Origin of the sequence: Streptomyces sp. NPDC005408 (genome assembly GCF_040606445.1) — a bacterium.
In the GTDB taxonomy this organism is placed as follows: Bacteria; Actinomycetota; Actinomycetes; order Streptomycetales; family Streptomycetaceae; genus Streptomyces.
Window position 1 is genome coordinate 16540 of sequence record NZ_JBEXEX010000045.1, and the last position, 22798, is coordinate 39337.

20 protein-coding genes and 1 tRNA gene are annotated in these 22798 nt (G+C 69.1%); 14 read left to right on the forward strand and 7 right to left on the reverse strand.

Going from position 1 to position 22798, the window contains the following annotated elements:
• Window positions 1-471: 471 nt before the first annotated feature.
• Entirely contained in the window at window positions 472-2013 is a 1542-nt protein-coding gene (locus tag ABZS64_RS30350; protein ID WP_355836631.1) for a PP2C family protein-serine/threonine phosphatase, read from the forward strand.
• 89 nt (window positions 2014-2102) lie between these two features.
• Window positions 2103-3587, forward strand: coding sequence for an aminopeptidase P family protein (locus tag ABZS64_RS30355; protein ID WP_355836634.1), 1485 nt, complete (start codon window positions 2103-2105; stop codon window positions 3585-3587).
• A gap of 33 nt (window positions 3588-3620) precedes the next feature.
• Here the strand turns inward: ABZS64_RS30355 and ABZS64_RS30360 are convergent, their stop codons facing one another.
• On the reverse strand, window positions 3621-4082 hold the full coding sequence (locus tag ABZS64_RS30360) for an ATP-binding protein (protein WP_355836636.1): 462 nt from the start codon (window positions 4080-4082) through the stop codon (window positions 3621-3623).
• Between the two features lie 227 nt (window positions 4083-4309).
• On the opposite strand from ABZS64_RS30360, the gene ABZS64_RS30365 reads away from it, so the two are divergent.
• The 9 genes from ABZS64_RS30365 (at window position 4310) to ABZS64_RS30405 (ending at window position 13953) form a co-directional block, all read left to right on the forward strand.
• The gene (locus tag ABZS64_RS30365) at window positions 4310-5110 is read left to right on the forward strand and encodes a hypothetical protein (RefSeq protein WP_355836639.1); all 801 of its coding nucleotides are present in this window, start codon (window positions 4310-4312) and stop codon (window positions 5108-5110) included.
• A 96-nt stretch (window positions 5111-5206) separates the two neighbouring features.
• A complete protein-coding gene (locus tag ABZS64_RS30370; protein WP_355836642.1) occupies window positions 5207-5944 on the forward strand; it encodes a YcnI family protein in 738 nt (245 codons plus the stop codon).
• A 32-nt stretch (window positions 5945-5976) separates the two neighbouring features.
• Complete coding sequence (locus ABZS64_RS30375) at window positions 5977-6627, forward strand: SCO family protein (RefSeq protein WP_355836645.1); 651 nt, start codon at window positions 5977-5979, stop codon at window positions 6625-6627.
• Window positions 6624-7070 carry a copper chaperone PCu(A)C gene (locus ABZS64_RS30380; protein WP_355836648.1) on the forward strand — a complete coding sequence of 149 codons (447 nt, stop codon included), beginning with the start codon at window positions 6624-6626 and terminating at the stop codon, window positions 7068-7070. The genes ABZS64_RS30375 and ABZS64_RS30380 overlap by 4 nt, the downstream gene beginning before the upstream one ends.
• Before the next feature lie 22 nt (window positions 7071-7092).
• On the forward strand, window positions 7093-9033 hold the full coding sequence (locus ABZS64_RS30385; protein WP_355836651.1) for a copper resistance protein CopC: 1941 nt from the start codon (window positions 7093-7095) through the stop codon (window positions 9031-9033).
• 32 nt (window positions 9034-9065) lie between these two features.
• Window positions 9066-10325: an iron uptake transporter deferrochelatase/peroxidase subunit gene (efeB, locus tag ABZS64_RS30390; RefSeq protein ID WP_355836735.1), complete on the forward strand. Its 1260-nt coding sequence runs from the start codon at window positions 9066-9068 to the stop codon at window positions 10323-10325.
• Window positions 10326-10352: 27 nt separating this feature from the next.
• The gene (gene pheA / locus ABZS64_RS30395; protein WP_355836654.1) at window positions 10353-11288 is read left to right on the forward strand and encodes a prephenate dehydratase; all 936 of its coding nucleotides are present in this window, start codon (window positions 10353-10355) and stop codon (window positions 11286-11288) included.
• A 590-nt stretch (window positions 11289-11878) separates the two neighbouring features.
• Window positions 11879-13156 carry a serine--tRNA ligase gene (gene serS / locus ABZS64_RS30400; protein ID WP_355836657.1) on the forward strand — a complete coding sequence of 426 codons (1278 nt, stop codon included), beginning with the start codon at window positions 11879-11881 and terminating at the stop codon, window positions 13154-13156.
• The gene (locus ABZS64_RS30405; protein ID WP_355836660.1) at window positions 13153-13953 is read left to right on the forward strand and encodes an HAD family hydrolase; all 801 of its coding nucleotides are present in this window, start codon (window positions 13153-13155) and stop codon (window positions 13951-13953) included. Before serS ends, ABZS64_RS30405 begins: the two co-directional genes overlap by 4 nt.
• Window positions 13954-14081: 128 nt before the next feature.
• Here the strand turns inward: ABZS64_RS30405 and ABZS64_RS30410 are convergent.
• The 6 genes from ABZS64_RS30410 to ABZS64_RS30435 form a co-directional block, all read right to left on the reverse strand.
• A tRNA-OTHER gene (locus ABZS64_RS30410) sits at window positions 14082-14185 on the reverse strand.
• A gap of 266 nt (window positions 14186-14451) precedes the next feature.
• A complete protein-coding gene (locus tag ABZS64_RS30415; RefSeq protein WP_355836663.1) occupies window positions 14452-15165 on the reverse strand; it encodes a hypothetical protein in 714 nt (237 codons plus the stop codon).
• Window positions 15166-15427: 262 nt separating this feature from the next.
• The gene (locus tag ABZS64_RS30420) at window positions 15428-16147 is read right to left on the reverse strand and encodes an ABC transporter permease (protein WP_355836666.1); all 720 of its coding nucleotides are present in this window, start codon (window positions 16145-16147) and stop codon (window positions 15428-15430) included.
• Window positions 16148-16164: 17 nt separating this feature from the next.
• Window positions 16165-17076, reverse strand: a complete 912-nt coding sequence (locus ABZS64_RS30425) for an ABC transporter ATP-binding protein (RefSeq protein WP_355836668.1) — start codon at window positions 17074-17076, stop codon at window positions 16165-16167.
• Window positions 17073-17990 carry an ABC transporter permease gene (locus ABZS64_RS30430; protein WP_355836670.1) on the reverse strand — a complete coding sequence of 306 codons (918 nt, stop codon included), beginning with the start codon at window positions 17988-17990 and terminating at the stop codon, window positions 17073-17075. Before ABZS64_RS30430 ends, ABZS64_RS30425 begins: the two co-directional genes overlap by 4 nt.
• Complete coding sequence (locus ABZS64_RS30435; RefSeq protein WP_355836738.1) at window positions 17987-18961, reverse strand: ABC transporter ATP-binding protein; 975 nt, start codon at window positions 18959-18961, stop codon at window positions 17987-17989. Before ABZS64_RS30435 ends, ABZS64_RS30430 begins: the two co-directional genes overlap by 4 nt.
• A 287-nt stretch (window positions 18962-19248) precedes the next feature.
• On the opposite strand from ABZS64_RS30435, the gene ABZS64_RS30440 reads away from it, so the two are divergent.
• From ABZS64_RS30440 to ABZS64_RS30450, 3 genes are read left to right on the forward strand one after another with little or no spacing between them, the layout of a single operon-like run.
• Complete coding sequence (locus ABZS64_RS30440; RefSeq protein WP_355836673.1) at window positions 19249-20091, forward strand: M24 family metallopeptidase; 843 nt, start codon at window positions 19249-19251, stop codon at window positions 20089-20091.
• A 14-nt stretch (window positions 20092-20105) separates the two neighbouring features.
• Window positions 20106-21875, forward strand: a complete 1770-nt coding sequence (locus ABZS64_RS30445) for an SDR family oxidoreductase (protein ID WP_355836742.1) — start codon at window positions 20106-20108, stop codon at window positions 21873-21875.
• Window positions 21872-22789, forward strand: a complete 918-nt coding sequence (locus ABZS64_RS30450; RefSeq protein WP_355836676.1) for a metal-dependent hydrolase — start codon at window positions 21872-21874, stop codon at window positions 22787-22789. The genes ABZS64_RS30445 and ABZS64_RS30450 overlap by 4 nt, the downstream gene beginning before the upstream one ends.
• Window positions 22790-22798: the final 9 nt, after the last annotated feature.

Below are 22798 nucleotides of genomic sequence, written 5' to 3' on the forward strand. Positions count from 1 at the left end.
CTTTCCGTTGAACGCCGAGGTCCACATCACAACTTGTGTGCAGCTCTTCACTGTGCGTACAAGTCGGCGGATCGCCGCCCCTTGCCGGTGGCATGGGCGGCCCGCCGCTTCGCCTGCGGCAGGATCGCCGCCCGGGGCCGAACGTGGGCTGTCGTCCATTAAACGCGTGGCGAGGGGTGGCGCGCGCCTGGCGCTTGCAGTCCCGCTGAACTTTTCCCCGCCACTCGGGATGAGGCGCGGCCTCCGGCTGTTATGACGCCCGGGCCCGTCGCCAGGTTCCGGGGCGGTCCCAACTGCCCCTGGCCATCACCGTTTACGTACCCATCACGCTTGGAATGACTCCCCCTCGGGCTTCGCCCTGGGAGGACCCCCATTGCCGAACAGCCCTCAGTCGACCTCAATTGACCGCCAGGGGGTGCATTTTTCGGCCAAGTTCAAGGTCACGTAGACACCACCGATCCCAGTGGTCCAATGCTGGACATCCCCTCACTTGTGCGTGTACATGTGGATGCATTGATAGCGGCGCAGAATGACATGGGGGTTTGCGATGCTATTGAGCAAAACGCACCAGTCGGAAAGCCGGCTGCCATGAGCGCCCCTCACCTGCCGAAAGTGGCTGGAATCGACTCAACGGTTCCCAACCCCACGCACACTGCCGCTGCCCTGCCCGCCCTACCGACCCCTCCGGGGGCGGTGATTCAGGATCGGCTGGCCGGGTGGGTCTCCGATCTGACCACCCTCCACGAACTCACCGAGCGCCTGGTCCGGACCGCTTCGCTCGACGACGCCCTCCATGAACTGCTGCGGGCCGGTGCCGCCCTGGTCGGTGCCCGTCGCGGCATGGTCGTCCTCGAACCTCCACCCGGCGCCTCACGGGCCGACTGTTTCGAACCGGACCGCGGTCCCGCCCTCACCAAGGGCCTCGGGTTCACCCATGCCGAACTTGGCCATATCGAGACGGTGCCGCGCGCCGCCACCGCCTACGGCCGGATCCTCGACGGCCGCCTCCCGGACGGACGGCCCGGTCCTGCCGGTCCCCCTGAGGCCGTCGCCCATCCCGATCTGCTCGCCGACAAGACGCTCGACCCCCGCCACCGCGAGGTCGTCGTCCGCCTCGGCTACGCCGCCAGCTACACCGTGCCGCTCGCCTCCGAGGTGGCCGGGACGCTCGGCGCCGCCGTGTGGATGTACGACGAGCCCGCCACCCCGGTGGAGCGCCAGTGCCATCTCGTCGGGCTCTACATGCGCTACGCCACCGAGCATCTGGCCCGGCTCGTCGAGCTGGAGTTGGCGCGTGCCACGGTGGCGACCGTCGCCGAGGAACTGCTGCCCAGCCGGCTGCCCCGGGTGCCCGGCGTCCAGCTCGCCGTCAAACACCGCACCACTCCCAACGGCGGCGGCGACTGGTACGACGCGCTGCCGCTGCCGGAGGGCGCGCTGGGGCTCGCGGTCGGCTCGGTCAGCGGCTCCGGACCGAGCGCGCTGGCCGCGATGGGACGGCTGCGCGCGTCCCTGCGTGCGTACGCCGTGATGGAGGGCGAGGACCCCGTCGCCGTACTGTCCGATCTGGAGCTGCTGCTGCGGCTGACGGAACCGGCCCGTACCGCGACCGCGCTCTTCGCGTACGCCGAGCCGGCCAACCGGAAGATCGTGCTGGCCGGGGCCGGGCACACACCACCTCTGGTGGTCGGGGAGCGGCGTACCGAGTTCGTGGAGACGTCCCTGTCCGCGCCGCTGGGGATGCTCGCCTGCTGGGAGGCGCCGAGCGTGGAGCTTTCACCCGAGCCCGGAGAAACGGTGCTGCTCTACACGGACGGGCTTCTGCGGCGTACCGGTGACCCCATGGACCGGGCCTTCGCGCGCCTGCACGCGGCGGCCGCGTGCGTGCCCAAGTCGCTGCGGGACGACCCTGCTGCGATCGCCGAGCATGTGCTGCGCACGGTGCTGCCGGAGGGTCTGTACGAGGCCGACAGCGGTGAGGACGTGGTGTTGCTCGCCGCCCGCTTTGACTGATTTCTCACACGTTATCCACAGGGCAATGGGCCGTCTTCCCGTCGCACATACGATGGAAGGCGGTCCAGTGTCGTATCGAGGAGGCAGACGTGGCCGAGGAGCTCCCCCCGGCAGAATCCGATCTTGCTGCTACCGCAGCAGGCGCGGAAGAAGAAGAGCAGCCCATCAAGCAGCGAAAGAACGGCCTGTACCCGGGCGTGTCCGACGAGCTCGCCGAGAACATGACGACGGGCTGGGCCGACACCGAGCTGCGCGATCTGGAGCCCATCGCGCAGGCCTCGCAGACCGCCGCCCGCCGTGCCGCGCTCTCGGCGCGTTTTCCCGGCGAGCGCCTGGTGATCCCCGCGGGCAATCTGAAGACCCGCTCCAATGACACCGAGTACTCCTTCCGCGCCTCCACCGAGTACGCGTACCTCACAGGCGACCTGACCGAGGACGGCGTCCTGGTGCTGGAGCCCAAGGGCGCGTCGCACCGGGCGACCATCTATCTGCTGCCGCGCTCCAACCGTGAGAACGGCGAGTTCTGGCTGTCGGGTCAGGGTGAGCTGTGGGTCGGCCGCCGCCACTCCCTGACCGAGGCCGAGCAGCTGCTGGGCATCCCGGCGAAGGATGTGCGCGAGCTTCCGGAGAAGCTGCGCGAGGCGACCGGCCCGGTCCGCGCCGTGCGCGGCCACGACGCCGGTATCGAGGCGGCGCTGACCGACAAGGTCACCGCCGAGCGCGACGACGAACTGCGCGTGTACCTCTCCGAGGCGCGTGCCGTGAAGGACGAGTTCGAGGTCGGCGAGCTGCAGAAGGCGTGCGACTCCACCGCGCGCGGCTTCGAGGACGTCGTCAGGGTCCTGGACAAGGCCGAGGCGACCAGCGAGCGCTACATCGAGGGCACCTTCTTCCTGCGTGCCCGCGTCGAGGGCAATGACATCGGTTACGGCTCGATCTGTGCAGCCGGTCCGCATGCCACCACGCTGCACTGGGTGCGCAACGACGGCCCGGTCCGCTCCGGCGAGCTGCTGCTGCTGGACGCCGGCGTGGAGACCCACACGCTCTACACCGCCGACATCACGCGCACGCTGCCGATCAACGGCCGCTTCAACGAGCTGCAGCGCAAGATCTACGACGCGGTGTACGAGTCCCAGGAGGCGGGCATCGCGGCAGTGAAGCCGGGAGCCAAGTACCGCGACTTCCACGACGCCTCGCAGCGGGTGCTCGCCGAGAAGATCGTCGAGTGGGGTCTGGTCGAGGGCCCGGTCGAGCGGGTGCTCGAGCTGGGTCTGCAGCGCCGCTGGACGCTGCACGGCACGGGTCACATGCTCGGCATGGACGTCCACGACTGCGCGGCCGCGCGCACCGAGGCGTATGTCGACGGGACCCTGGAGCCGGGCATGTGCCTGACGGTGGAGCCGGGGCTCTACTTCCAGGCGGACGACCTGACCGTGCCGGAGGAGTACCGCGGCATCGGCGTCCGGATCGAGGACGACATCCTGGTCACCGAGGACGGCAACCGCAATCTGTCGGCGGCGCTGCCGCGGCAGGCCGACGAAGTCGAGGCGTGGATGGCCTCGCTCAAGGGCTGACCGTTCCGTCAGGACCTCGGGAGGGCGCGCGGCTCAGGAGACCTTGAGCAGCGCGCCCTCCCGCCATTTGAGGATCTTGTCGAAGCTGACCACCGCGCCCCGGCCGGGCCGGTTGCGGACATGAACGTGGTCGGCGAGCTGCTCGATCAGACACAGACCGCGGCCGCTCTCGGCGGTCGGGGACGGCGGCGGCGTGGCATGCGCGCACTGGCCGCCGCGCCGGACGGGAAAGCCGGGTCCCGAATCGGCCACCTCGATACGGCACTTCTCGCCGTCCAGATACGCGGTCACGCGGTACGCCGCCGAGGCGTCGCCGCACCCCTGGCCTCCGCCGTGTTCGACGGCGTTCGCGCAGGCTTCGCTGAGGGCGACCGACAGATCGTAGGAGATGTCGGGGTCGACTCCCGCGGTCTCCATGGTGCCGAGCAGCAGGCGGCGGGCGAGCGGGACGCTCGCGGCATCGCGCCGCAAATGGAGTGACCACCAGATGCTCATGCTCCGGCCTCCTGGCTGCGGCTCGACATACCGATACGTATTGCCGCAAGACACAGTGCGTAAGCACACAGTTGATGTGATTGCGCTCATTCGGCGGACGCGCGGGGCTCGGGCGGCGGTGTATGAGGCGGTGGATAGGGCCGTGTGGGGCGCGCGGGGGTCGGCAAAGGGGATCTTCCGGACCTGCCGTACGGTCGCTCCCGGCTCAGTGCGATGATGACCCGGCCATGTCGTCCATCCCCGTTGCGCGCGCCGGAGCCGGTCTGCGGCTGCTGAGGGCCGCGGTGTTCACCGCGGTCTGCGTTGCGCTGTCCGCGACGGGACATGCGCTGGCGGCCTGTGCGGCCATCCCCTGGTGGACGCTGGCGGCAGGCTTCATCGGGATGTTCGCGCTGGTGGCGCCGTTCGCAGGACGTGCGCGCACGCTGCCGTCCATTGCCGTCGCGCTCACCGCCGGACAGCTTTCCCTGCACGCCCTGTTCGGCCTCGGGCAGCACCAGCTGCGCCTTGCCCCGACGGCCGACGACGCGCTGATCAGGTTGGCAGCGAAGCTGATGTGCGGGGCGGGTGCTGCCGCGATCAGCCCCACGGACGCCCGGCGGATCGTCACCACTGCCGGTATCGCCCCCGCAGGCATCGCCCCGGCCGCTCACAGCGGCCACCACCACATGGCGCAGACCGCCGTCGCTTCGCCGGAACTGCTGCCCTCGCTCCCCATGATGCTGGGGCATCTGCTGGCCGCGCTCGCGACCGGCTGGCTGCTGCGGCGCGGGGATCTGGCGCTGGTGCGGCTGATCCGGCTTTCGGCGGACTCGGCCCATGAGGTGGCCGAGGCTGCGTGGCTGCGGTCGCTGCGCGCCGCGCTCGGTCTCGTACGGGCGCTGCGTGCCGGTCTGGCGGGGGCACCCGCGGTGGACCCGCGCGCTCCCCGGGCCTCGTCCGACCCTCCCGGGCCTTCGGCCGGTGAGGTACTCCAGCACACGGTGATCAGGCGCGGGCCTCCTGCCCGCCTCGCTCTCGCTGCCTGACGCGGCCCACTCGACGGGAGTGGCGCCGTGGTGCCCGCGCACCCGTTTGTGCACGGCACGCACTCACCGCTTCTGACCTGTGGAGTGTCCTCAGTCATGAACGTTTCCCGCATCGCTGTCGCGACCGGAATTGCCGCCTCCTCCGTGCTGCTCCTCTCCGGCACCGCCTTCGCGCACGTCAGCGTGCAGCCGCAGGGCGAGGCCGCCAAGGGCGGTTACGCGACGGTCAACTTCAAGGTCCCCAACGAGCGCGACAACGCCTCGACCGTGAAGCTCGAAGTCAGCCTGCCCACCGAGCACCCGCTGGCGTCCGTGATGCCGCAGGACGTGCCCGGCTGGAAGGTCGAAGTCACCAAGTCCAAGCTGGCCAAGCCGCTTGAGGTGCACGGCAAGAAGATCACCGAGGCGGTCTCCAAGGTCACCTGGACCGCCGACGGTTCCAAGATCGCGCCCGGTCACTTCCAGCAATTCCCCGTCTCCCTCGGCCGGCTGCCCGAGGACGCCGACCAGTTGGTGTTCAAGGCGCTCCAGACGTACGACAACAAGGAGGTCGTGCGCTGGATCGAGGAGTCGAAGGAGGGCGCCCCGGAGCCCGAGGCCCCCGCGCCCGTCCTGAGGCTCTCGGCCGCGACCGAGGACGAGCACGGCGGCGGCGCCAAGGACGCGGCCGCGAAGGACAGCAAGAACAGCGGGCACGACGAGGGCACGAAGTCCGAGACCGCGTCCGCCGACAGCAGCGACACGACCGCCCGCATCCTGGCCATCGTCGGCATCCTGGCCGGCATCGCGGGCGTGGCCTTCGGAGTCCTGGCCGGCCGCCGTCGCGCCTCCTGACGGTCCGCACACCACCATTGGGACATTTCTCCATGCGCAAGAAGACCGTGCTCGCGGCCACGCTCGTCGTGGCCGCCGGGCTCACCCTCACCGCCTGCTCCGGCGACGACTCCGCCAAGAGCCCCGTCGCCGATGTCTCGGCCGAGGCGAACCGGCCCGCGACCGTGCTCGACCAGCCGTTCACCAAGCCGAACCTCGTCCTCACGGACACCCACGGCAAGAAGTACGACCTGCGTGAGCAGACCAAGGGCAGGCCGACGCTGATCTACTTCGGCTACACGCACTGCCCCGACGTCTGCCCGCTGACGATGAGCAATATCGCCATCGCCAGGAAGCAGCTCTCCAAGGCTGACCAGGACAAGCTCCAGGTCGTGTTCGTCACCACCGATCCGGAGCGCGACACCCCGGCCGAGCTGGCCAAGTGGCTGCCGAGCGCCGGGGATCCGTCCTTCACCGGCCTCACCGGCGACTTCCCGACCATCCAGGCCGGCGCGCGCCAGATCGGCATCGGCATCGACCCGCCGAAGAAGGAGAACGACGGCACCGTCGTCTCCATGCACGGCGCCCAGGTCATCGCCTTCTCCCCGAAGACCGACAAGGGCTATGTGCTCTACGGCGAGGACGCCACGGCGGACGACTACGCCAAGGACCTGCCGAAGATCATCCGTGGGGAGAACCCGTGAACCGCCGCACCACCCTCGCCGCCGTCATAGCCCTGACCGCCGGGCTGGCGCTGGCGGGCTGCTCGTCCGACGGCAAGCCGGAGTTGAAGGTCAGCGGCGCGTTCATGCCGCAGCCCGTCAGCGACATGGCGGCCGGTTTTCTGACGGTGCAGAACAGCGGAGCCGGGGCGGACAGGCTCACCTCCGTGACCAGTGACGTCTCCGACGACATCACGATCCATGAGTCGAAGAACCAGACGATGCAGGAGGTGAAGACCTTCGACGTCCCGGCGGACGGCGAGCTCGATCTCGAACGCGGTGGAAACCACATCATGTTCATGAAGCTCAAGCAGAAGCCGAAGCAGGGCGAGAAGGTCACCGTGGAGCTGCGCTTCGAGAAGTCAGACCCGATCAAGGTCGAACTTCCCGTCAAGGAGCCCACGTACAACCCGAAGAAGCACTGAGCACCGAGGGACTGATCACTCCATGACAGCCATCGCCCCGCGCTTCGGCCCGTCCCCCCTCCGGCTGCTGCTCGCCGCGACCGTGCTGATCGGCACGCTCTTCTGCGCGCTCCTGGCCGGTGCGAGCCCCGCGTCGGCGCATGCCGCGCTGACCGGGAGCAACCCGAAGGACGGGGCGGTGGTCGCCACCGCCCCCAAGGACGTCACGCTCACCTTCTCCGAGCAGGTGGCCATGGGGAAGGACTCGATCCGGGTCCTCGAACCCAGCGGCAAACGCGCCGACAAGGCCGCCGTCAAGGATCTCGGCACCGGCGGCAAGGTCACCTACGGCGTCGATCTGCTGCCCGGACTGCCCAACGGCACCTACACCGTGGCCTGGCAGGCCGTCTCGGCCGACAGCCATCCCGTCTCCGGGGCCTTCACCTTCTCCATCGGAGCGCCCTCCAAGACCTCTGCGGTCCTGCCCGACCAGAAGGCCGGCGGTGGCCTGGTCGGTGTCCTCTACGACATCGCGCGCTACGCCTCGTACGCGGGCTTCGTGCTGCTCGCCGGAGGCGCGGCCTTCGTGCTCGTCTGCTGGCAGCGCGGTGCTTCCGTACGACCCCTGCAACGCCTCGTCGTACACGGGTGGGTGACGCTCACCGCGGCCACCCTCGCGACGCTGCTGCTGCGCACCCCGTACACCGGCTCCGGGAAACTTGCGGACGCCTTCGACCTCGGCGGGCTGCGGGACGTCCTGCAGACCAAGACCGGCGCCGCGCTCAGCTCCAGACTGATGCTGCTCGGGGCGGCGGCGCTGTTCATCGCCGTGCTCTTCGGGGCGTTCGCGAAACGGGAGGACGAGGCCGAGAAGAGGGACCTGACCTTCGGTCTTGCCGTCGGCGGCACGGTCGTCGCGGCGGGGATCGCGGCGACATGGGCGCTCTCGGAGCATGCGTCGACGGGCATTCAGCCGGGGCTCGCGATGCCGGTCGACGTGCTGCATCTGCTGGCTGTGGCGACCTGGCTCGGCGGGCTCGCCGCGCTGCTGACCGCGCTCTACCGTGCTCCGTCGACCGGGGCTCCGTCGATCGAGCGGGCGGCGGTACGGCGGTTCTCCAAGGTCGCGTTCGGCAGTGTGGTCGTACTCGCCGCGACCGGCACCTACCAGTCCTGGCGACAGGTCGGCTCCTGGTCGGCGCTGACGGGGACCTGGTACGGGCAGCTGCTGCTGATCAAGGTGGGCCTGGTCGTCGTCCTGGTGAGCGTCGCGTGGATCTCGCGGCGGTGGACGGCGCAGCTCGCCGAGACGGCCGAGGTGAGGGAAGAGGCCGACGAGAAGCCGGTCACGGTTCCCGAGGCCGCGTCCGCGGAGGCCGATGAGGCAGCGGATCCCGAGCGGGCGGCCCAACTCGCCCGTCAGAAGGCCGCGGTGTCCACCGCCCAGAAGAAGAAGGCCAAGGAGACTGCGAGGGACGCCGACCCGGTACGTACCGGACTGCGCCGTTCCGTGCTGGCCGAGGCGGGCGTCGCGGTGGTCCTGCTGGCCGTGACCACCATCCTCACGGCCACCGAACCGGGCCGTACGGAAGAAGAGGCGGCCGGGACCTCGGGCTCCCAGGCGGCCGCGACCGTGCCCAACGGACCCACCGAGCTCAGGCTGCCCTTCGACACCGGCGGCCAGAACGGCAAGGGCACCGTCCGCCTCAGCCTCGACCCCGCCACCTCCGGCGCCAACGAGATGCACGTCTGGATCTACAGCCCCGACCTGAAGCCGATGGACGTGCCCGAGGTGAAGGTCTCCTTCACCCTCAAGGCCAAGCAGATCGGCCCGCTGCCGATCACGCCCGACCGCATCACCACGGGACACTGGAGCGCGGACGCGGTACAGATCCCGATGCCCGGCGACTGGCAGGTCCAGGTGACCGTGCGGACCTCCGACATCGACCAGACGACCGTCGACAAGAACATCAAGATCGGCTGACCCACCTGTGAGTGACCCCAGTGAGTGACCCTGTGCGCGACAACGACATCTCCAGGCGACGGCTGCTCGGCACCGTGGGTGCGGCGGGCGCCACCGGTCTTGTGCTGGGGGCCGCGGGCGGCGCCGCCGCGCATGCCGCTGCTTCCGGCGACGCCCCGACCGCGCTGACGGAGCTTGGCTCGTCCGCTGTTGCCTTCCACGGCACGCACCAGGCGGGCATCACCACACCGCTCCAGGCCCGCGGCCATCTGATCGCCTTCGACCTGGCGCCGGGAGCGGGCCGCAAGGAAGCTGCCGCACTGATGCGCCGCTGGTCCACGCTCGCGAGCGAGCTGATGGCGGGCCGGGTGGCCGGCGACGGCGACACGGGTGTCGCTCTGGACGCCGGACCCTCTTCGCTGACGGTCACGTTCGGCTTCGGCCGCACCTTCTTCGACCGTACGGGTCTGGTGGCGCAGCGCCCGCCGGGGCTGGATCCGCTGCCCGCGTTCTCCTCCGACCAGTTGGACAAGAAGCGGTCGGACGGCGATCTGTGGGTGCAGATCGGCGCGGACGACGCACTGGTCGCCTTCCACGCTCTGCGCGCGATCCAGAAAGCGGCGAGGGAAGCGGCCCGGGTGCGCTGGCAGATGAACGGTTTCAACCGTTCGCCGGGCGCCACCGGGCAGCCGATGACCGCCCGTAATCTGATGGGCCAGGTCGACGGCACCCGCAATCCGAAGCCGTCCGAGCCCGACTTCGACCGGCGGATCTTCGTCCCGTCGGAGCCGTCGGGAAGGTCGGGAACGTCGGGGACGAAGTACGCGTGGCTGGCGGGTGGCTCGTACGCCGTCGTACGCCGGATCCGGATGCTGCTCGACGACTGGGAGCAGCTCCCGCTGAAGAAGCAGGAGCAGGTGATCGGCCGCCGCAAGTCCGACGGCGCTCCGCTGACCGGTGGCAGCGAGACGACCCTGCTCGACCTCGACAAGACGGGGCCCGACGGCAAGCTGGTCATCCCGGACAACGCCCATGCCCGGATCTCCGCGCCGGAGCAGAACGGCGGCGCGGCGATGCTGCGGCGGCCGTTCTCCTTCCACGACGGGATCGGGGCCGACGGGACGCCGGAAGCGGGGCTGCTCTTCATCTGCTGGCAGGCCGATCCGCTGCGCGGCTTCGTTCCGGTGCAGCGCAAGCTAGACCGGGGCGATGCGCTGTCGGCGTTCATCCGGCACGAGGCGAGCGGACTGTTCGCGGTGCCGGGCGGGCCCAAGGAGGGCGAGTACGTGGGGCAGCGTCTCCTGGAGTCGTAAGGACTCCGGGCCCATTAGGGTGACGGTATGTCGGCCACGCGCTACACCTATCTCGGTCCCGAGGGCACCTTCACCGAGGCCGCCCTGCGCACGCTTCCGGAAGCCGCCACGCGGGAGCTCGTCCCGATGCTGTCGGTGCCCGCGGCGCTCGATGCCGTACGCAACGGGGATGCCGCGGCCGCCCTCGTACCGATCGAGAACTCCGTGGAGGGCGGCGTCACCGCGACCCTCGACGAGCTGGCCTCCGGCGAGCCGCTGATGATCTACCGCGAGGTGCTGCTGCCCATCGCCTTCGCGCTGCTGGTACGGCCCGGCACCACGCTGTCCGAGGTGAAGACGGTGACCGGCCATCCCGTCGCCCAGCCGCAGGTGCGCAACTGGCTGCGGGCGAACCTTCCGAACGCGCTGTGGGAGTCGGCCGCGTCGAACGCGGACGGCGCCCGCCTGGTCCAGGAGGGGCGCTACGACGCGGCCTTCGCGGGCGAGTTCGCGGCGGTGACGTACGGGCTCGAGCCGCTGGTCACCGAGATCCACGACGCGGAGAACGCGGAGACCCGCTTCGTGCTGGTGGGCCGTCCCGCCAGGCCCGCGGCGCCGACCGGCGCGGACAAGACGTCGGTGGTCATCTGGCTGGGCGACGACCACCCGGGTGCGCTGCTCGAACTGTTGCAGGAGTTCGCCGTACGCGGGGTCAACCTGATGCTGATCCAGTCCCGGCCGACGGGTGCGGGGATCGGGAACTACTGCTTCGCCGTTGACGCCGAGGGCCATATTTCGGACCGCCGGGTCGGCGAGGCGCTGATGGGGCTGAAGCGGATCTGCCCGAAGGTGCGGTTCCTCGGTTCGTATCCGCGGGCGGGTGTGGCGGTCGAGGACGTACGGGCGCTGCGCGCGGGGACGTCGGACGCGGAATTCACGGCCGCATCGGACTGGCTGGCGCGCTGCCAGGACGGCCGCGCCTGACTCCACCTCGTGGATTCCACCTGAGGGATTCCACCCGGGGCCGTTTCCGACCCAGTCCTACCTGCAGATTTTCGTTGTCCACAGAAGTTATCCACAGGCTCGCTTCTCGACCTGGGGACAAGTCGACAACGCAGTGCGACATGGTCGACAAATCGGCCCAGTAGCCCCACTTCCGTCCACAGGTACGCACGGTGTCCTCTGTCACCTCAATTCCATTGATCAACTCTTTGGAGCGAGGAATTCCCACCCGAATGAGTGTGTGAGGTGGGTTTGGAAGGGGAATCCTCCGGCTCACGCACGGCATTGAAAACGATCATTTCCGTGGTCCACAGATCCCGCACACAGCCTGTGGATAACCTTGCGACAGCCCGTATCCCTGTGGACAAGAGAAGATCACACCCCACCCCCCGCAAGGGGAGCGGGTCAATTCAGACAACGGCCGGATGCCCCATTTCAGCGAGAAGTCGAGCGTCTATTGACGCTTACCGGTGAATTGGCGGCAGCTTTCTAAATTCCGGCAATTCGGACAAAGTGACACGCAAGGCAATATCGAGTGAGGTTGCGCGAGTCGGCACCGGTAGCCTGGTGGGGTGATTGACCTTCGCCTGCTCCGTGAGGACCCCGACCGTGTTCGCGCCTCCCAGCGCGCCCGTGGAGAGGACGTCGCGCTCGTCGACGCCCTCCTCTCTGCCGATGAGCGGCGCAGGTCGTCCGGCCTCCGCTTCGACGAGCTTCGTTCCGAGCAGAAGCAGCTCGGCAAGCTCATCCCCAAGGCCACTCCCGAGGAGCGCGCCGAGCTGCTGAAGAAGGCCGAGCAGCTCAAGGCCGACGTCAAGGCGGCCGACGCCGCTCAGGACGAGGCCGACGAAGAGACCAGGCGTCTGCTGCTCCAGCTCGGGAACATCGTCCACGAGGACGTCCCGGTCGGCGGCGAGGAGGACTTCGTCGTCCTCGAGACGCACGGCACGATCCGCGACTTCGGAGCCGAGGGCTTCGAGCCCAAGGACCACCTGGAGCTCGGTGAGGCGCTCGGCGCCATCGACGTCGAGCGTGGCGCCAAGGTGTCGGGATCGCGTTTCTACTACCTGACAGGTGTCGGCGCGCTGCTCGAGCTCGCGCTGGTCAACGCCGCGATCGCACAGGCGACGGAGGCCGGGTTCATCCCGATGCTGACGCCCGCGCTGGTCCGGCCGCGCGCCATGGAGGGCACGGGCTTCCTCGGCCAGGCCTCCGAGAACGTCTACCACCTGGAGAAGGACGACTACTACCTGGTCGGCACCTCCGAGGTCCCGCTCGCGGCGTACCACATGGACGAGATCATCGAAGCCGACAAGCTGCCGCTGCGGTACGCCGGCTTCTCGCCTTGCTTCCGCCGCGAGGCGGGGACGTACGGCAAGGACACCCGCGGCATCTTCCGGGTGCACCAGTTCGACAAGGTCGAGATGTTCTCGTACGTCGCTCCCGAGGACGCGGCGGCCGAGCACAAGCGGCTCCTGGACTGGGAGAAGCAGTGGCTGACCGGCTTGGAACTGCCGTTCCAGGTGATCGATGTGGCGACCGGCGACCTGGGCGCTTCGGCCTCGCGCAAGTACGACTGCGAGGCGTGGATCCCCACCCAGGGCAAGTACCGCGAGCTGACCTCCGCCTCGAACTGCGACAGCTTCCAGGCGCGCCGCCTGTCGGTCCGCATGCGCGACGGCAAGAAGGTGCAGCCGCTGGCGACGCTGAACGGCACGCTGTGCGCCGTACCGCGCACGATCGTGGCGATCCTGGAGAACCACCAGTTGGCGGACGGTTCGGTGCGGGTGCCGGAGGTGCTCCGTCCGTACCTCGGCGGTCGTGAAGTGCTGGAGCCGGTCTCCAAGTGAGTTTTCCCTACCGCCTGATCGCGACCGATCTCGACGGCACGCTGCTGCGTGACGACGACACGGTCTCGCAGCGCACGCGCGACGCGCTCGCCTCGGCCACCGCGGCGGGCGCCGCGCACATCATCGTCACCGGACGCGCGGTGCCCTGGACCCGGCACATCCTGGACGACCTCGGCTACGACGGCCTCGCCGTCTGCGGCCAGGGCGCGCAGGTGTACCACGCGGGCGAGCACCGGCTGCTGACCTCCGTGACGCTGGACCGGCAGCTGGCCGGTCTCGCGCTCTCCAAGATCGAGGCGGAGGTCGGCCCGCTGGCGCTGGCCGCGAGCCGCGACGGGCTCGACGGCGAGGTGCTGGTCGGCCCCGGGTACCGGGTGCAGGAAGGCCCGCTGCCTGTGGTGTCGTTCGAGGACCCGGCCGAACTGTGGTCGGCCCCGCTGAACAAGGTGTACATCCAGCACCCCGGGCTGGACGACGACGCGCTGGCACGGGCCGCCAGGGCGACGGTCGGCAACCTGGTGGACGTGGTGATGGCGGGCGCGGGCGTCGTGGAGATCCTGCCGCTGGGGCTGAGCAAGGCGACGGGGCTCTCGCTGGCGGCCCGGCGGCTGGGACTGCGGGCGGCGGACACGATCGCGTTCGGGGACATGCCGAACGACATCCCGATGTTCGGGTGGGCGGCGCACGGTGTGGCGATGGCCAATGCGCATGAAGAGCTGAAGGCCGTGGCGCACGAGATCACGGCGTCGAACGAACACGACGGCATCGCCATCACGCTCGAACATCTGCTGGGCTGACCGACTGTTGTGGGCATTCGTTCCGCTGGGGCGGAACGGGCGGGCACAACACCCCCGCCCCGGGTGCCCTTACGTCGGACGGTCACGCGGATGCCCGAACCCGGCCCCGCGGCCGCCCAAGGGCCCGGCGGAGGATGCGCGGATCGAACGCGCGCGAGGCTTCCGCCCCGACTACGACTCGCGTTGATCAAGCACAGCGCAAGCCGCTGCCTTACCACTTGGCCAATCCTCCGGGAGGGGGCGGCCCGCGCGGATGCGCGCTCGAAGCGGCCGCCCCCGGGCAGCTGCCTGCGGGCTGCTTGCGGAGCCGTCGGTGGCTACTCCGCTGCCTGCCCGGCGCTGCCCTGATGGGAGCTCGCCGGACTCGCGCTCGTACTCTCGGTCATCGCCGCGCTCCACTCCCGGTCGGTGGCACCGGCCGCACTGGTGTGCGTCGGCTCAACTACTGTGCCCCGGGCGGCGATCCGGTGCCACCGATTTTCCTCCGCGACGGAAGGGTCAGCGGCGCTTACGGCGTTGGCCGCGCTGCAGTTCCCTCCGCTGATGGACGAAGTCGTCCATCCTCCTGTCCATCCGGCGCTCCATCCGCCGCATGTCGTCCGAGAGATCGCAGAGGCGATTGCTGATGGCTCCGACGACCTGATTGGTGGCGTCGAGCCGCCGGTCGAGGCGATCGAGCCGTACCGAGATCCCGTTGATCACTGGGCCGAGTTCCTGCAGCGCGCGTCCGACGGTGTCCAGGTTCGCCTTGGCGGCGGCGACCCGGCGGTCGAGGGATGCGTACCCCTTGCGCCAGCCCTCCTCGGCGTCGAGGAGGTAGGTGCGGACGCAGCGGGCGATGTCGCTGTCGCGAAGAAGCATCGCGACGTTGAGGACGGTGCGGCGGGTGTACAGGGTGAGCTGGGTAGCCGCCTGTGGATAACTTTCACCCTGGTTGACGTTCCATAGGGACAACATGTCCCTATGGAAGAGATGCAGGTCATCCCCTCGCAGCACTTGCAACCCGTTCTCGTTCACCTCGTCGCGATGGCGCTGGGTCACCTTCTTGATGACCTCTGTGGATACTTCGAAGTACCGCGCCACATCCTCTGTGCGAACGTGAACTCCGTCCGGGAGCATGACAAGCGCCTTCACCTTGTCCAGGACGTCGACGCGCCCCAGATTCTCGTCTCTCATCGTGCGCGACTCGAGCAGGGTGACTTCCGATGGCATGGAGATGCCTTCCGTTCGTGAAACCGGTCAGGGACGGCCCGCTCCCCGGGCACAGGGGTGGAGGTCGGCTCACGGTGCTGCTCACCCAATGACCGGCCCGGCTTTCGATCCGGTACCGGCAATCCCCAACTTCACGAACTCTCGTCGCCACGAACTCCAGTTGCCTCCACGCACGGTGAACAACGAGGCGATAAACGTACAGTCACGCGCATACGCGTCAACCCCCGGCCGACGGACGGGGGTTGACTCATGAATCCGCTGCCTACTCCTCGCCGGCGAGCTTCAGCACCCGCAGCTTCTGACCGGCGTACCAGGTCGCCACCACCGTGACACCCGCCAGCAGCGTCACTGCGAGCGGCAGCCCGACGTCCGAGCCGATCAGCCCCTCCCCGCCGATCTTCTCGGCGAGCGACAGCGACCACTGCTGCACACTCAGCGTGCGCGCGCCCGGCACCAGACTGCCGAACAGCGTCTCCCACACCAGCGCGTAGACGAGTCCGATGACGACCGCATGGCGGCTGACCGTCCCGAGCAGCAGGAACAGTGCGCTGTACGCGATCGACGCGACCAGCGCCGCCACGGTGTACGCCATCGCGACCTGCTGACCGTTGCCGTTGAGGATGAATCCGGCGATCAGCGTGGGAATCGCGGAGAAGGCCATCGTGATGGCGATGGCCACGATCAGCTTCGTGAAGATGATCGTCGGGCGCTTCACCGGCTTGGCGAGCAGGTAGACGATCGACCCGTCGTCGATCTCGGGCCCGATCGCCCCGGTGCCCGCGATCACTCCGATCAGCGGCACCATCGTGGCGATGGCGAATCCGCCGAGGACATCGGCGGCGACCTGGTCGTCCAGGCCGTTGAAGCTCCGTACCGCCGCCGCGATGAGCAGCAGCAGGCCGGGCAGTACGAACAGGATCGCCGCGCGGCGCCTGCCGAGCACGGCCCGATAGGTGAGCCGGGCGACTGTGGGGTTGTACATGGACGTCACAGCTCCTTTCAGGCCGCTACGAGGTAGGAGAAGACCGATTCGAGGGACTCGTCCGAGGGCGAGACCGTGAGCAGCCGGATGGAGTGCTCGCGGGCGACCCGCGGCAGCAGCTCGGTGAACCGGCCGAAGTCGACGGCCTGGATGCGCAGCGCGCCCTCGGCCAGGTCGACCTCGATGCCCGCCGTCGACGGGTCGGCGATCAGGGCCGCGGCAAGCGCCCGGTCGTCGCTGGACCGTACGAGATAGCGGTGCGGCCGGTCCGTCATCAGCCGGCGGATCTTGCGGAAGTCGCCGGACGCGGCGTGCCGCCCGGCCACGATCACCTCGATGTGCGAGGCGAGTTGCTCGACCTCCTCCAGGATGTGCGAGGAGAACAGAACGGTGCGGCCATCGGCGCCCATCCGCCGCAGCAGGTCCATCAGCTGCATGCGCTGGCGCGGGTCCATACCGTTGAAGGGCTCGTCGAGCAGCAGCACGGACGGCTCGTGCACCAGCGCCGATGCCATCTTCACCCGCTGCCGCATGCCCTTGCTGTACGTCGAGATCTTGCGGTCCTGCGCGTACTCCATCTCGACCGTGGCCAGCGCCTTCTGGGCGGCCTTCTTGCCCAGATTGTGCAACTCGGCGTTGGCGACGACGAATTCGCGGCCGGTGAGGAAGTCGTACATCGCTTCCCGCTCGGGCACGACGCCGATCTGCCGGTAGACGGACTCATTGCGCCAGATCGCACGACCGTCGAGCGTGACGCTTCCCGTCGAGGGTGCGAGGAAACCACCCATCATGTTGATGATCGTGGACTTTCCCGCGCCGTTGGGGCCGAGCAGGCCGGTGACGCCCGGGCCGATCGTCATGGTCACGTCGTTGACGGCCACGACATTTCCGAACCACCGCGAGGTGTGCTCGATGTTGATGGTGGTCACAGCCCGACCTTTCGGTAGCGGCGCATCAGTACGGCGTACGAGCCGGCGACGAGTGCGAGGACGACGAGCAGATAGACCATGCCCGGGCCTGCTCCCGGGCCCGCCTCGCCGGGGAAGGCGGAGGTGGCACCGAGGAAGGCGGTCTGTACGCCGTCGATGAGCGTGACCGGCGAGAAGAGGCCGAGCCACTTGATCACTCCGGGCGATCCGGTCTCCCAGGCGATCGCCTGGACGGTGGAGACCGCGCCGTAGGTGATGGTCATCGTCGCGATGACGGCGGCGACGCCGAAGCCGCGGCGCGGCGTGAGCGCGGCCATCACCAGGCCGATGCCGCCGAAGAGTACGGACAGGAGCGCGACGGAGACCATGCCCTGCGCGAAGCCCTTCGTCTGGTCCGCGAAGTCCATCTTGGCGAGCAGCGAACCGATGTAGAGGATGACGAGCGGTGCCGCGGTGAGCACGAACAGCGCCGATGCCATCGCCCCGTACTTGGCGAGTACGTAGTCGATCCGCTCGATGGGACGCGAGAAGTAGAGCGGAACCGTCTTGAAGCGCAGATCGCGCGAGACGGACTGCGGGGCCTGCGCGGCGAGGAACAGCCCGATGACCGCCTGGGTGACGATCGCGTAGCGGGTGTAGTCGAGGGGCAGGTCCTTGAGCTTCGTGGCGACGGCGACCGCGACGATGATCGCCGCGGGCAGGCACATCACGGCGAAGAGAATCATCGGCAGGACCTTGGACTTGGCCGAGCGGCCGAGTCCGTAGGCGCCGCGCAGCGACTGCGAGTAGAGCGAGCGGCGGGCGTACGCGCGGCCGAGCCGCGGGCCTTCGTAGTTGCGGTATCCGATGTTGTGGATCCGGGTGGTCTCGTTCTGGACCCCGCTGCTCTGGACCCCGGTGAGCTCTGTGCTCATCGCGCCTGCACCTCCATGGGCTCTGCCGTTGCCTCGGGAGCTTCGGGACGGAAGACCTCCGCGATGTGGTGGCGGCGCTGTTCCATCCGTACGAGACCGAGGCCGAGCCCGGCCACGGTGTCGCGCACGACGTCGTACGTCTCCTCGCCCGTCGCCTCGATGAGCAGGATGTGGCCCGCTCCGGGCAGACCGTCCTCCACGCGCGCGTGGAGCGTGACTCCGGCGGCGCCGAGTGCCTCACGCAGGACCGCGGTGCCGTCGGGATGGGTGTCCGTGTCGGTGACCTCGACCGCGAGGGTCGTGGTGATCTTGGTGAAGTCGCTGGTGGAGCTCGAGCGCAGCAGCGAGCCGCCGTCGATGACGACGACATGGTCACAGGTGCGCTCGAGTTCACCGAGGAGGTGGGAGGTGACCAGGACCGAGATGCCGAAGTCGGTGTGGACTCGGCGGATCAGGTTCAGCATCTCGTCGCGGCCGACCGGGTCGAGCCCGTTCGTCGGCTCGTCCAGCAGGACCAGCTTCGGGTCGTGGACGAGGGCCTGCGCGAGCTTGACGCGCTGCTTCATGCCGGTCGAATAGCCGCCGATGGGGCGGTACCGCTCCTCGTACAGGCCGACATGGCGCAGCGTGTCGGCGGTGCGCTCGCGGGCGGCCGTCGGCGGCAGCCCGGACATGCGCGCCATGTGGACGACGAACTCGGTGGCCGAGACATCGGGCGGCAGGCAGTCGTGCTCGGGCATGTACCCCACCTGTTCCCGGATGGCGGCGCCGCTCGTGGCGACGTCGAGGCCGAGCACGGCGGCCCGGCCCTCCGTGGCGGGGGACAGACCCAGCAGGATCTTGATCAACGTGGACTTGCCGGCTCCGTTGGCGCCCACCAGGCCGGTCACACCGGGTCCGATGTCCAAGGAGAGCCGGTCAAGCGCGGTCACCCTGGGGAACCGCTTGCTCAGGCTTTCGGTCGCGATCACAGTCACAGTTCGAAGGTAGTGGCGCACGACACATGGAGCGTCAGCCTGGGCGGCTGGATCCGTGTCCGACTCCAGAGGTACGGACCCGTAGGGGGCTGCTACCTGAGTGGACACCCCCGGACCCTCGGCGTGCACAACTCCGGGCCCTCGACGTGGACAACTCCGTGACCCTTCGCCTCCGGGTTTTCCACAGGCTGATGCACGGGCCTTGACGCAGCCGCCGAGCATTGTCACATTCATCAGTGTCAAGTTACGAGCGAGTACCGCACACGGGACGGGCGGGTGGCATGACCTCAGCAGTGGAAAGCGAACTGACCGCGGATCTGCGGGGGTTCAGGGAGGTGCAGCGTCTCGCGTACGAATGCGCGGAGGCCGTCGCGGCACAGCTCAAGCCCGGCGTGACGGAGCGCGGCGCGGCACGGATGCAGCGCGAGTGGCTGCGTGAGCGGGGCGTGCACGACTGGTTCCACCTCCCCTTCGCCTGGTTCGGGGACCGCACCGCCTTCGTCAACTTCCGGATACCGCTCCAGTTCTTCCCGACCAACCGCGTCCTCGAGGCGGGCATGCCCTTCATCCTTGACATGGCTCCGGTCTACAAGGGCTTCACGGCGGACATCGGGTACTCCGGCTGCCTCGGCCCGAGCCCTTTGCACAACAAACTGCTCGCCGATCTTCAGGCGCACCGCGAGCTGATCCTGCGCGAGGTGCGGGAGCGGCGCTCGCTGCGCGAGATCTACGAGGACGTGGACCGGCTGATGGTCCGGCAGGGCTATGCCAACCGGCACCGCGCGTATCCCTTCGGCGTCATCGCCCACAAGATCGACCGGGTGAAGGAGCGGCGTTGGTCGCCGACCCTCTTCGGATTCGGCACCCAGTCGCTGAAGGGCCTTGCGAGCGACGCGCTGCACGGTCACCGGGACGGCTGGTCACCGCTGTGGAGCCCGTACACATTCTCCGACCATCCACCCCGTCCGGGGCTGTGGGCGGTCGAACCGCACCTCGGATTCCGGGGTACGGGCGCGAAGTTCGAGGAGATCCTGGTGGTCACCGACTCCCAGGACCCCGAGCAGAGCGCGTTCTGGCTGGACGACGATCTGCCGCATGTGCGGCGCTGGGCGGAGGACTCGTGAGCAAGGAAGCGGGCATGGGTCTGGACGGTGCGCGGGAGCGCTGGGTCCGTACGGGCGGAATCGAGCTGTGCGTCGCCGAGCTGGGGGATGCGACGCAGCCGACGGTGCTGCTGGTGCACGGCTATCCGGACAGCAAGGAGGTCTGGTCGGATGTCGCGCGGCGGCTGGCGGACCGCTTCCATGTGGTGCTGTACGACGTACGGGGGCACGGCCGCTCGACCGCGCCGGTCCCGCTGCGCGGCGGCTTCACGCTGGAGAAGCTGACGGACGACTTTCTGGCGGTCGCTGACGCGGTCAGCCCGGACAAGCCGGTGCATCTGGTCGGCCACGACTGGGGCTCGGTGCAGTCGTGGGAGTTCGTGACGGTCAAGCGCACCGAGGGCCGTATCGCCTCCTTCACCTCGATGTCCGGTCCCTCGCTGGACCACTTCGGGCACTGGATCAAGAAGCGGATGAGCCGGCCCACACCCCGCAGGGTCGGCCAGCTGCTCGGCCAGGGCGCCAAGTCCTGGTACGTGTACATGCTGCATACGCCGGTGCTGCCGGAGCTCGCCTGGCGCGGGCCGCTGGGCAAGCAGTGGCCGAAGATCCTTCAGCGGGTGGAGAAGGTGCCGGCGGGCGACTACCCCACCCCTTCACTGCCTCAGGACGCTGCGCACGGCGCCTGGCTCTACCGCGACAACGTCCGGGCCAGGCTGCGCCGCCCGCGCTCCGACGCGTACGCCCATGTGCCCGTCCAGCTGATCACGCCGACCGGCGACATCTTCCTGTCCGAGCACCTCTATGACGAACTGGGCAAGTGGGCGCCTCAGTTGACGCGCCGCTCGCTGCCGGCCAAGCACTGGGTGCCGCGCACCCGGCCGGACCAGCTGGCCGCCTGGATCGGCGAGTTCGTGACGGCCAACGAGGACAGCGCGGCCGGGGTGGCCGCGCGGGAGACCGTGGCCCGGGGTCCGTATGCCGAGCGGTTCGGGGGGCAGCTCGTCCTGGTGACGGGCGCGGCCAGCGGCATCGGGCGGGCCACGGCCTTCGCGTTCGCCGAGGCGGGGGCGCGGATCGTCGCGGTGGACCGGGACGCGGAGGGCGCGGCCAGGACCGCGGAGATGTCACGGCTGATCGGCGCGCCCGAAGCATGGGGCGAGACGGTCGACGTGAGCGACGAGCAGGCGATGGAGAAGCTCGCCGAGAAGGTCGCCACCGAGTACGGCGTGGTGGACGTCCTGGTCAACAACGCAGGCATCGGTCTTTCCGGCTCCTTCCTCCAGACCAGCGCCGAGGACTGGAAGAAGGTCCTCGACGTCAATCTGTGGGGTGTCATCCACGGCTGCCGGCTCTTCGGCAGGCAGATGGCCGAGCGCGGACAGGGCGGCCATATCGTCAACACCGCGTCGGCCGCTGCCTATCAGCCCTCGAAGGCCCTGCCCGCGTACAGCACGTCCAAGGCGGCGGTGCTCATGCTCAGCGAGTGCCTGCGGGCGGAGCTGGCCGGACAGGGCATCGGCGTCTCCGCGATCTGCCCCGGCTTCGTCAACACGAACATCACCTCCACGGCGCGCTTCGCGGGGGTCGACGAGGCCGAGGAGAAGCGCCGCCAGAAGAAGTCCGCCCGGCTGTACGGGCTGCGCAACTACCCGCCGGAGAAGGTCGCCGACGCGATCCTGCGTGCCGTCGTGAAGAACCAGGCGGTGGTGCCGGTGACGCCCGAGGCGCGGGGCGCCCACTTCATGTCCCGCTTCACGCCCAGGACCCTGCGTGCGATCGCCCGATTGGAGCCGCCGCTATGAGCGCCGAGGAGCGCATCGGCCATTACCCCATCACGCCGCGCCGGGTCTCGTTCGACTGGGACGAGACCCCGCTGCACTGGATACCGGACGAGCCCACAGCCACGCACGTCATCAATGTGCTGCATCTGCTGCTTCCGGCCGGGGAGCGGTGGTTCGTCAAGGTCTTCAAGGAGGCCCTGCCGCTGGTCCGTGATCCGGCGCTGCTGAAGGACGTCAAGGGGTTCATGGGCCAGGAGGCCACGCACAGCGTCCAGCACTCCTATGTACTGGACCACCTGGCAGCGCAGCGCCTGGACACCGAAGGATTCACGAAGTACGTCGACTTCCTCTTCGAGAAACTCCTCGGCGAGAAGCCGCCGTTCGGGGCGCCGATACCGACCCAGGAGTGGCTGCGCTTCCGGCTGGCGGTCATCGCGGCGATCGAGCAGTTCACGGCCGTCCTGGGCGACTGGGTGCTGCACGCCGAAGGGCTCGACCGGGCGGACGCCGACAAGATCATGCTGGATCTGCTGCGCTGGCACGGCGCGGAGGAGGTCGAGCACCGGGCCGTCGCCTTCGACATGTACCAGCACTGCGGGGGCGAGGGCCTGCCGCGCTATGCCCGCCGTATCGAGGGCATGGCCGTCACCGCTCCCGTACTGGCCTGGCTCTGGGTGTGGGGCACGGCCTATCTGATCCGGCACGATCCCCAGCTCGCCGGCCGGCTGCGCTACTCCCTGCGCGAGCACAACGGTGCGGTCGGCAAGGGGCTGCTGCCCACCTGGCGCGAGTTGGGCGCGGCCATACCCCGCTACTTCCGGCGGTCGTACCATCCCTCGCAGGAGGGCTCGCTGCGCAAGGCGGTCGAGTATCTCGCGACCTCGCCCGCGGCCCGCGCCGCGGCCGGGGCGGTGGGGCGGGCCGCCATGTCGTAGGCGGCCTGT

Bases quoted from the DNA above. Each gene is read 5' to 3' on its own strand.
- pheA (WP_355836654.1), top strand. From the start codon at position 10,353: ATGTCGGCCACGCGCTACACCTATCTCGGTCCCGAGGGCACCTTCACC.
- ABZS64_RS30375 (WP_355836645.1), top strand. From the start codon at position 5,977: ATGCGCAAGAAGACCGTGCTCGCGGCCACGCTCGTCGTGGCCGCCGGG.
- ABZS64_RS30430 (WP_355836670.1), bottom strand. From the start codon at position 17,990: ATGAGCACAGAGCTCACCGGGGTCCAGAGCAGCGGGGTCCAGAACGAG.
- ABZS64_RS30450 (WP_355836676.1), top strand. From the start codon at position 21,872: ATGAGCGCCGAGGAGCGCATCGGCCATTACCCCATCACGCCGCGCCGG.
- ABZS64_RS30360 (WP_355836636.1), bottom strand. From the start codon at position 4,082: ATGAGCATCTGGTGGTCACTCCATTTGCGGCGCGATGCCGCGAGCGTC.
- ABZS64_RS30420 (WP_355836666.1), bottom strand. From the start codon at position 16,147: ATGTACAACCCCACAGTCGCCCGGCTCACCTATCGGGCCGTGCTCGGC.
- ABZS64_RS30350 (WP_355836631.1), top strand. From the start codon at position 472: ATGCTGGACATCCCCTCACTTGTGCGTGTACATGTGGATGCATTGATA.
- ABZS64_RS30415 (WP_355836663.1), bottom strand. From the start codon at position 15,165: ATGCCATCGGAAGTCACCCTGCTCGAGTCGCGCACGATGAGAGACGAG.
- ABZS64_RS30370 (WP_355836642.1), top strand. From the start codon at position 5,207: ATGAACGTTTCCCGCATCGCTGTCGCGACCGGAATTGCCGCCTCCTCC.
- ABZS64_RS30365 (WP_355836639.1), top strand. From the start codon at position 4,310: ATGTCGTCCATCCCCGTTGCGCGCGCCGGAGCCGGTCTGCGGCTGCTG.
- ABZS64_RS30445 (WP_355836742.1), top strand. From the start codon at position 20,106: ATGGGTCTGGACGGTGCGCGGGAGCGCTGGGTCCGTACGGGCGGAATC.
- ABZS64_RS30440 (WP_355836673.1), top strand. From the start codon at position 19,249: ATGACCTCAGCAGTGGAAAGCGAACTGACCGCGGATCTGCGGGGGTTC.
- ABZS64_RS30385 (WP_355836651.1), top strand. From the start codon at position 7,093: ATGACAGCCATCGCCCCGCGCTTCGGCCCGTCCCCCCTCCGGCTGCTG.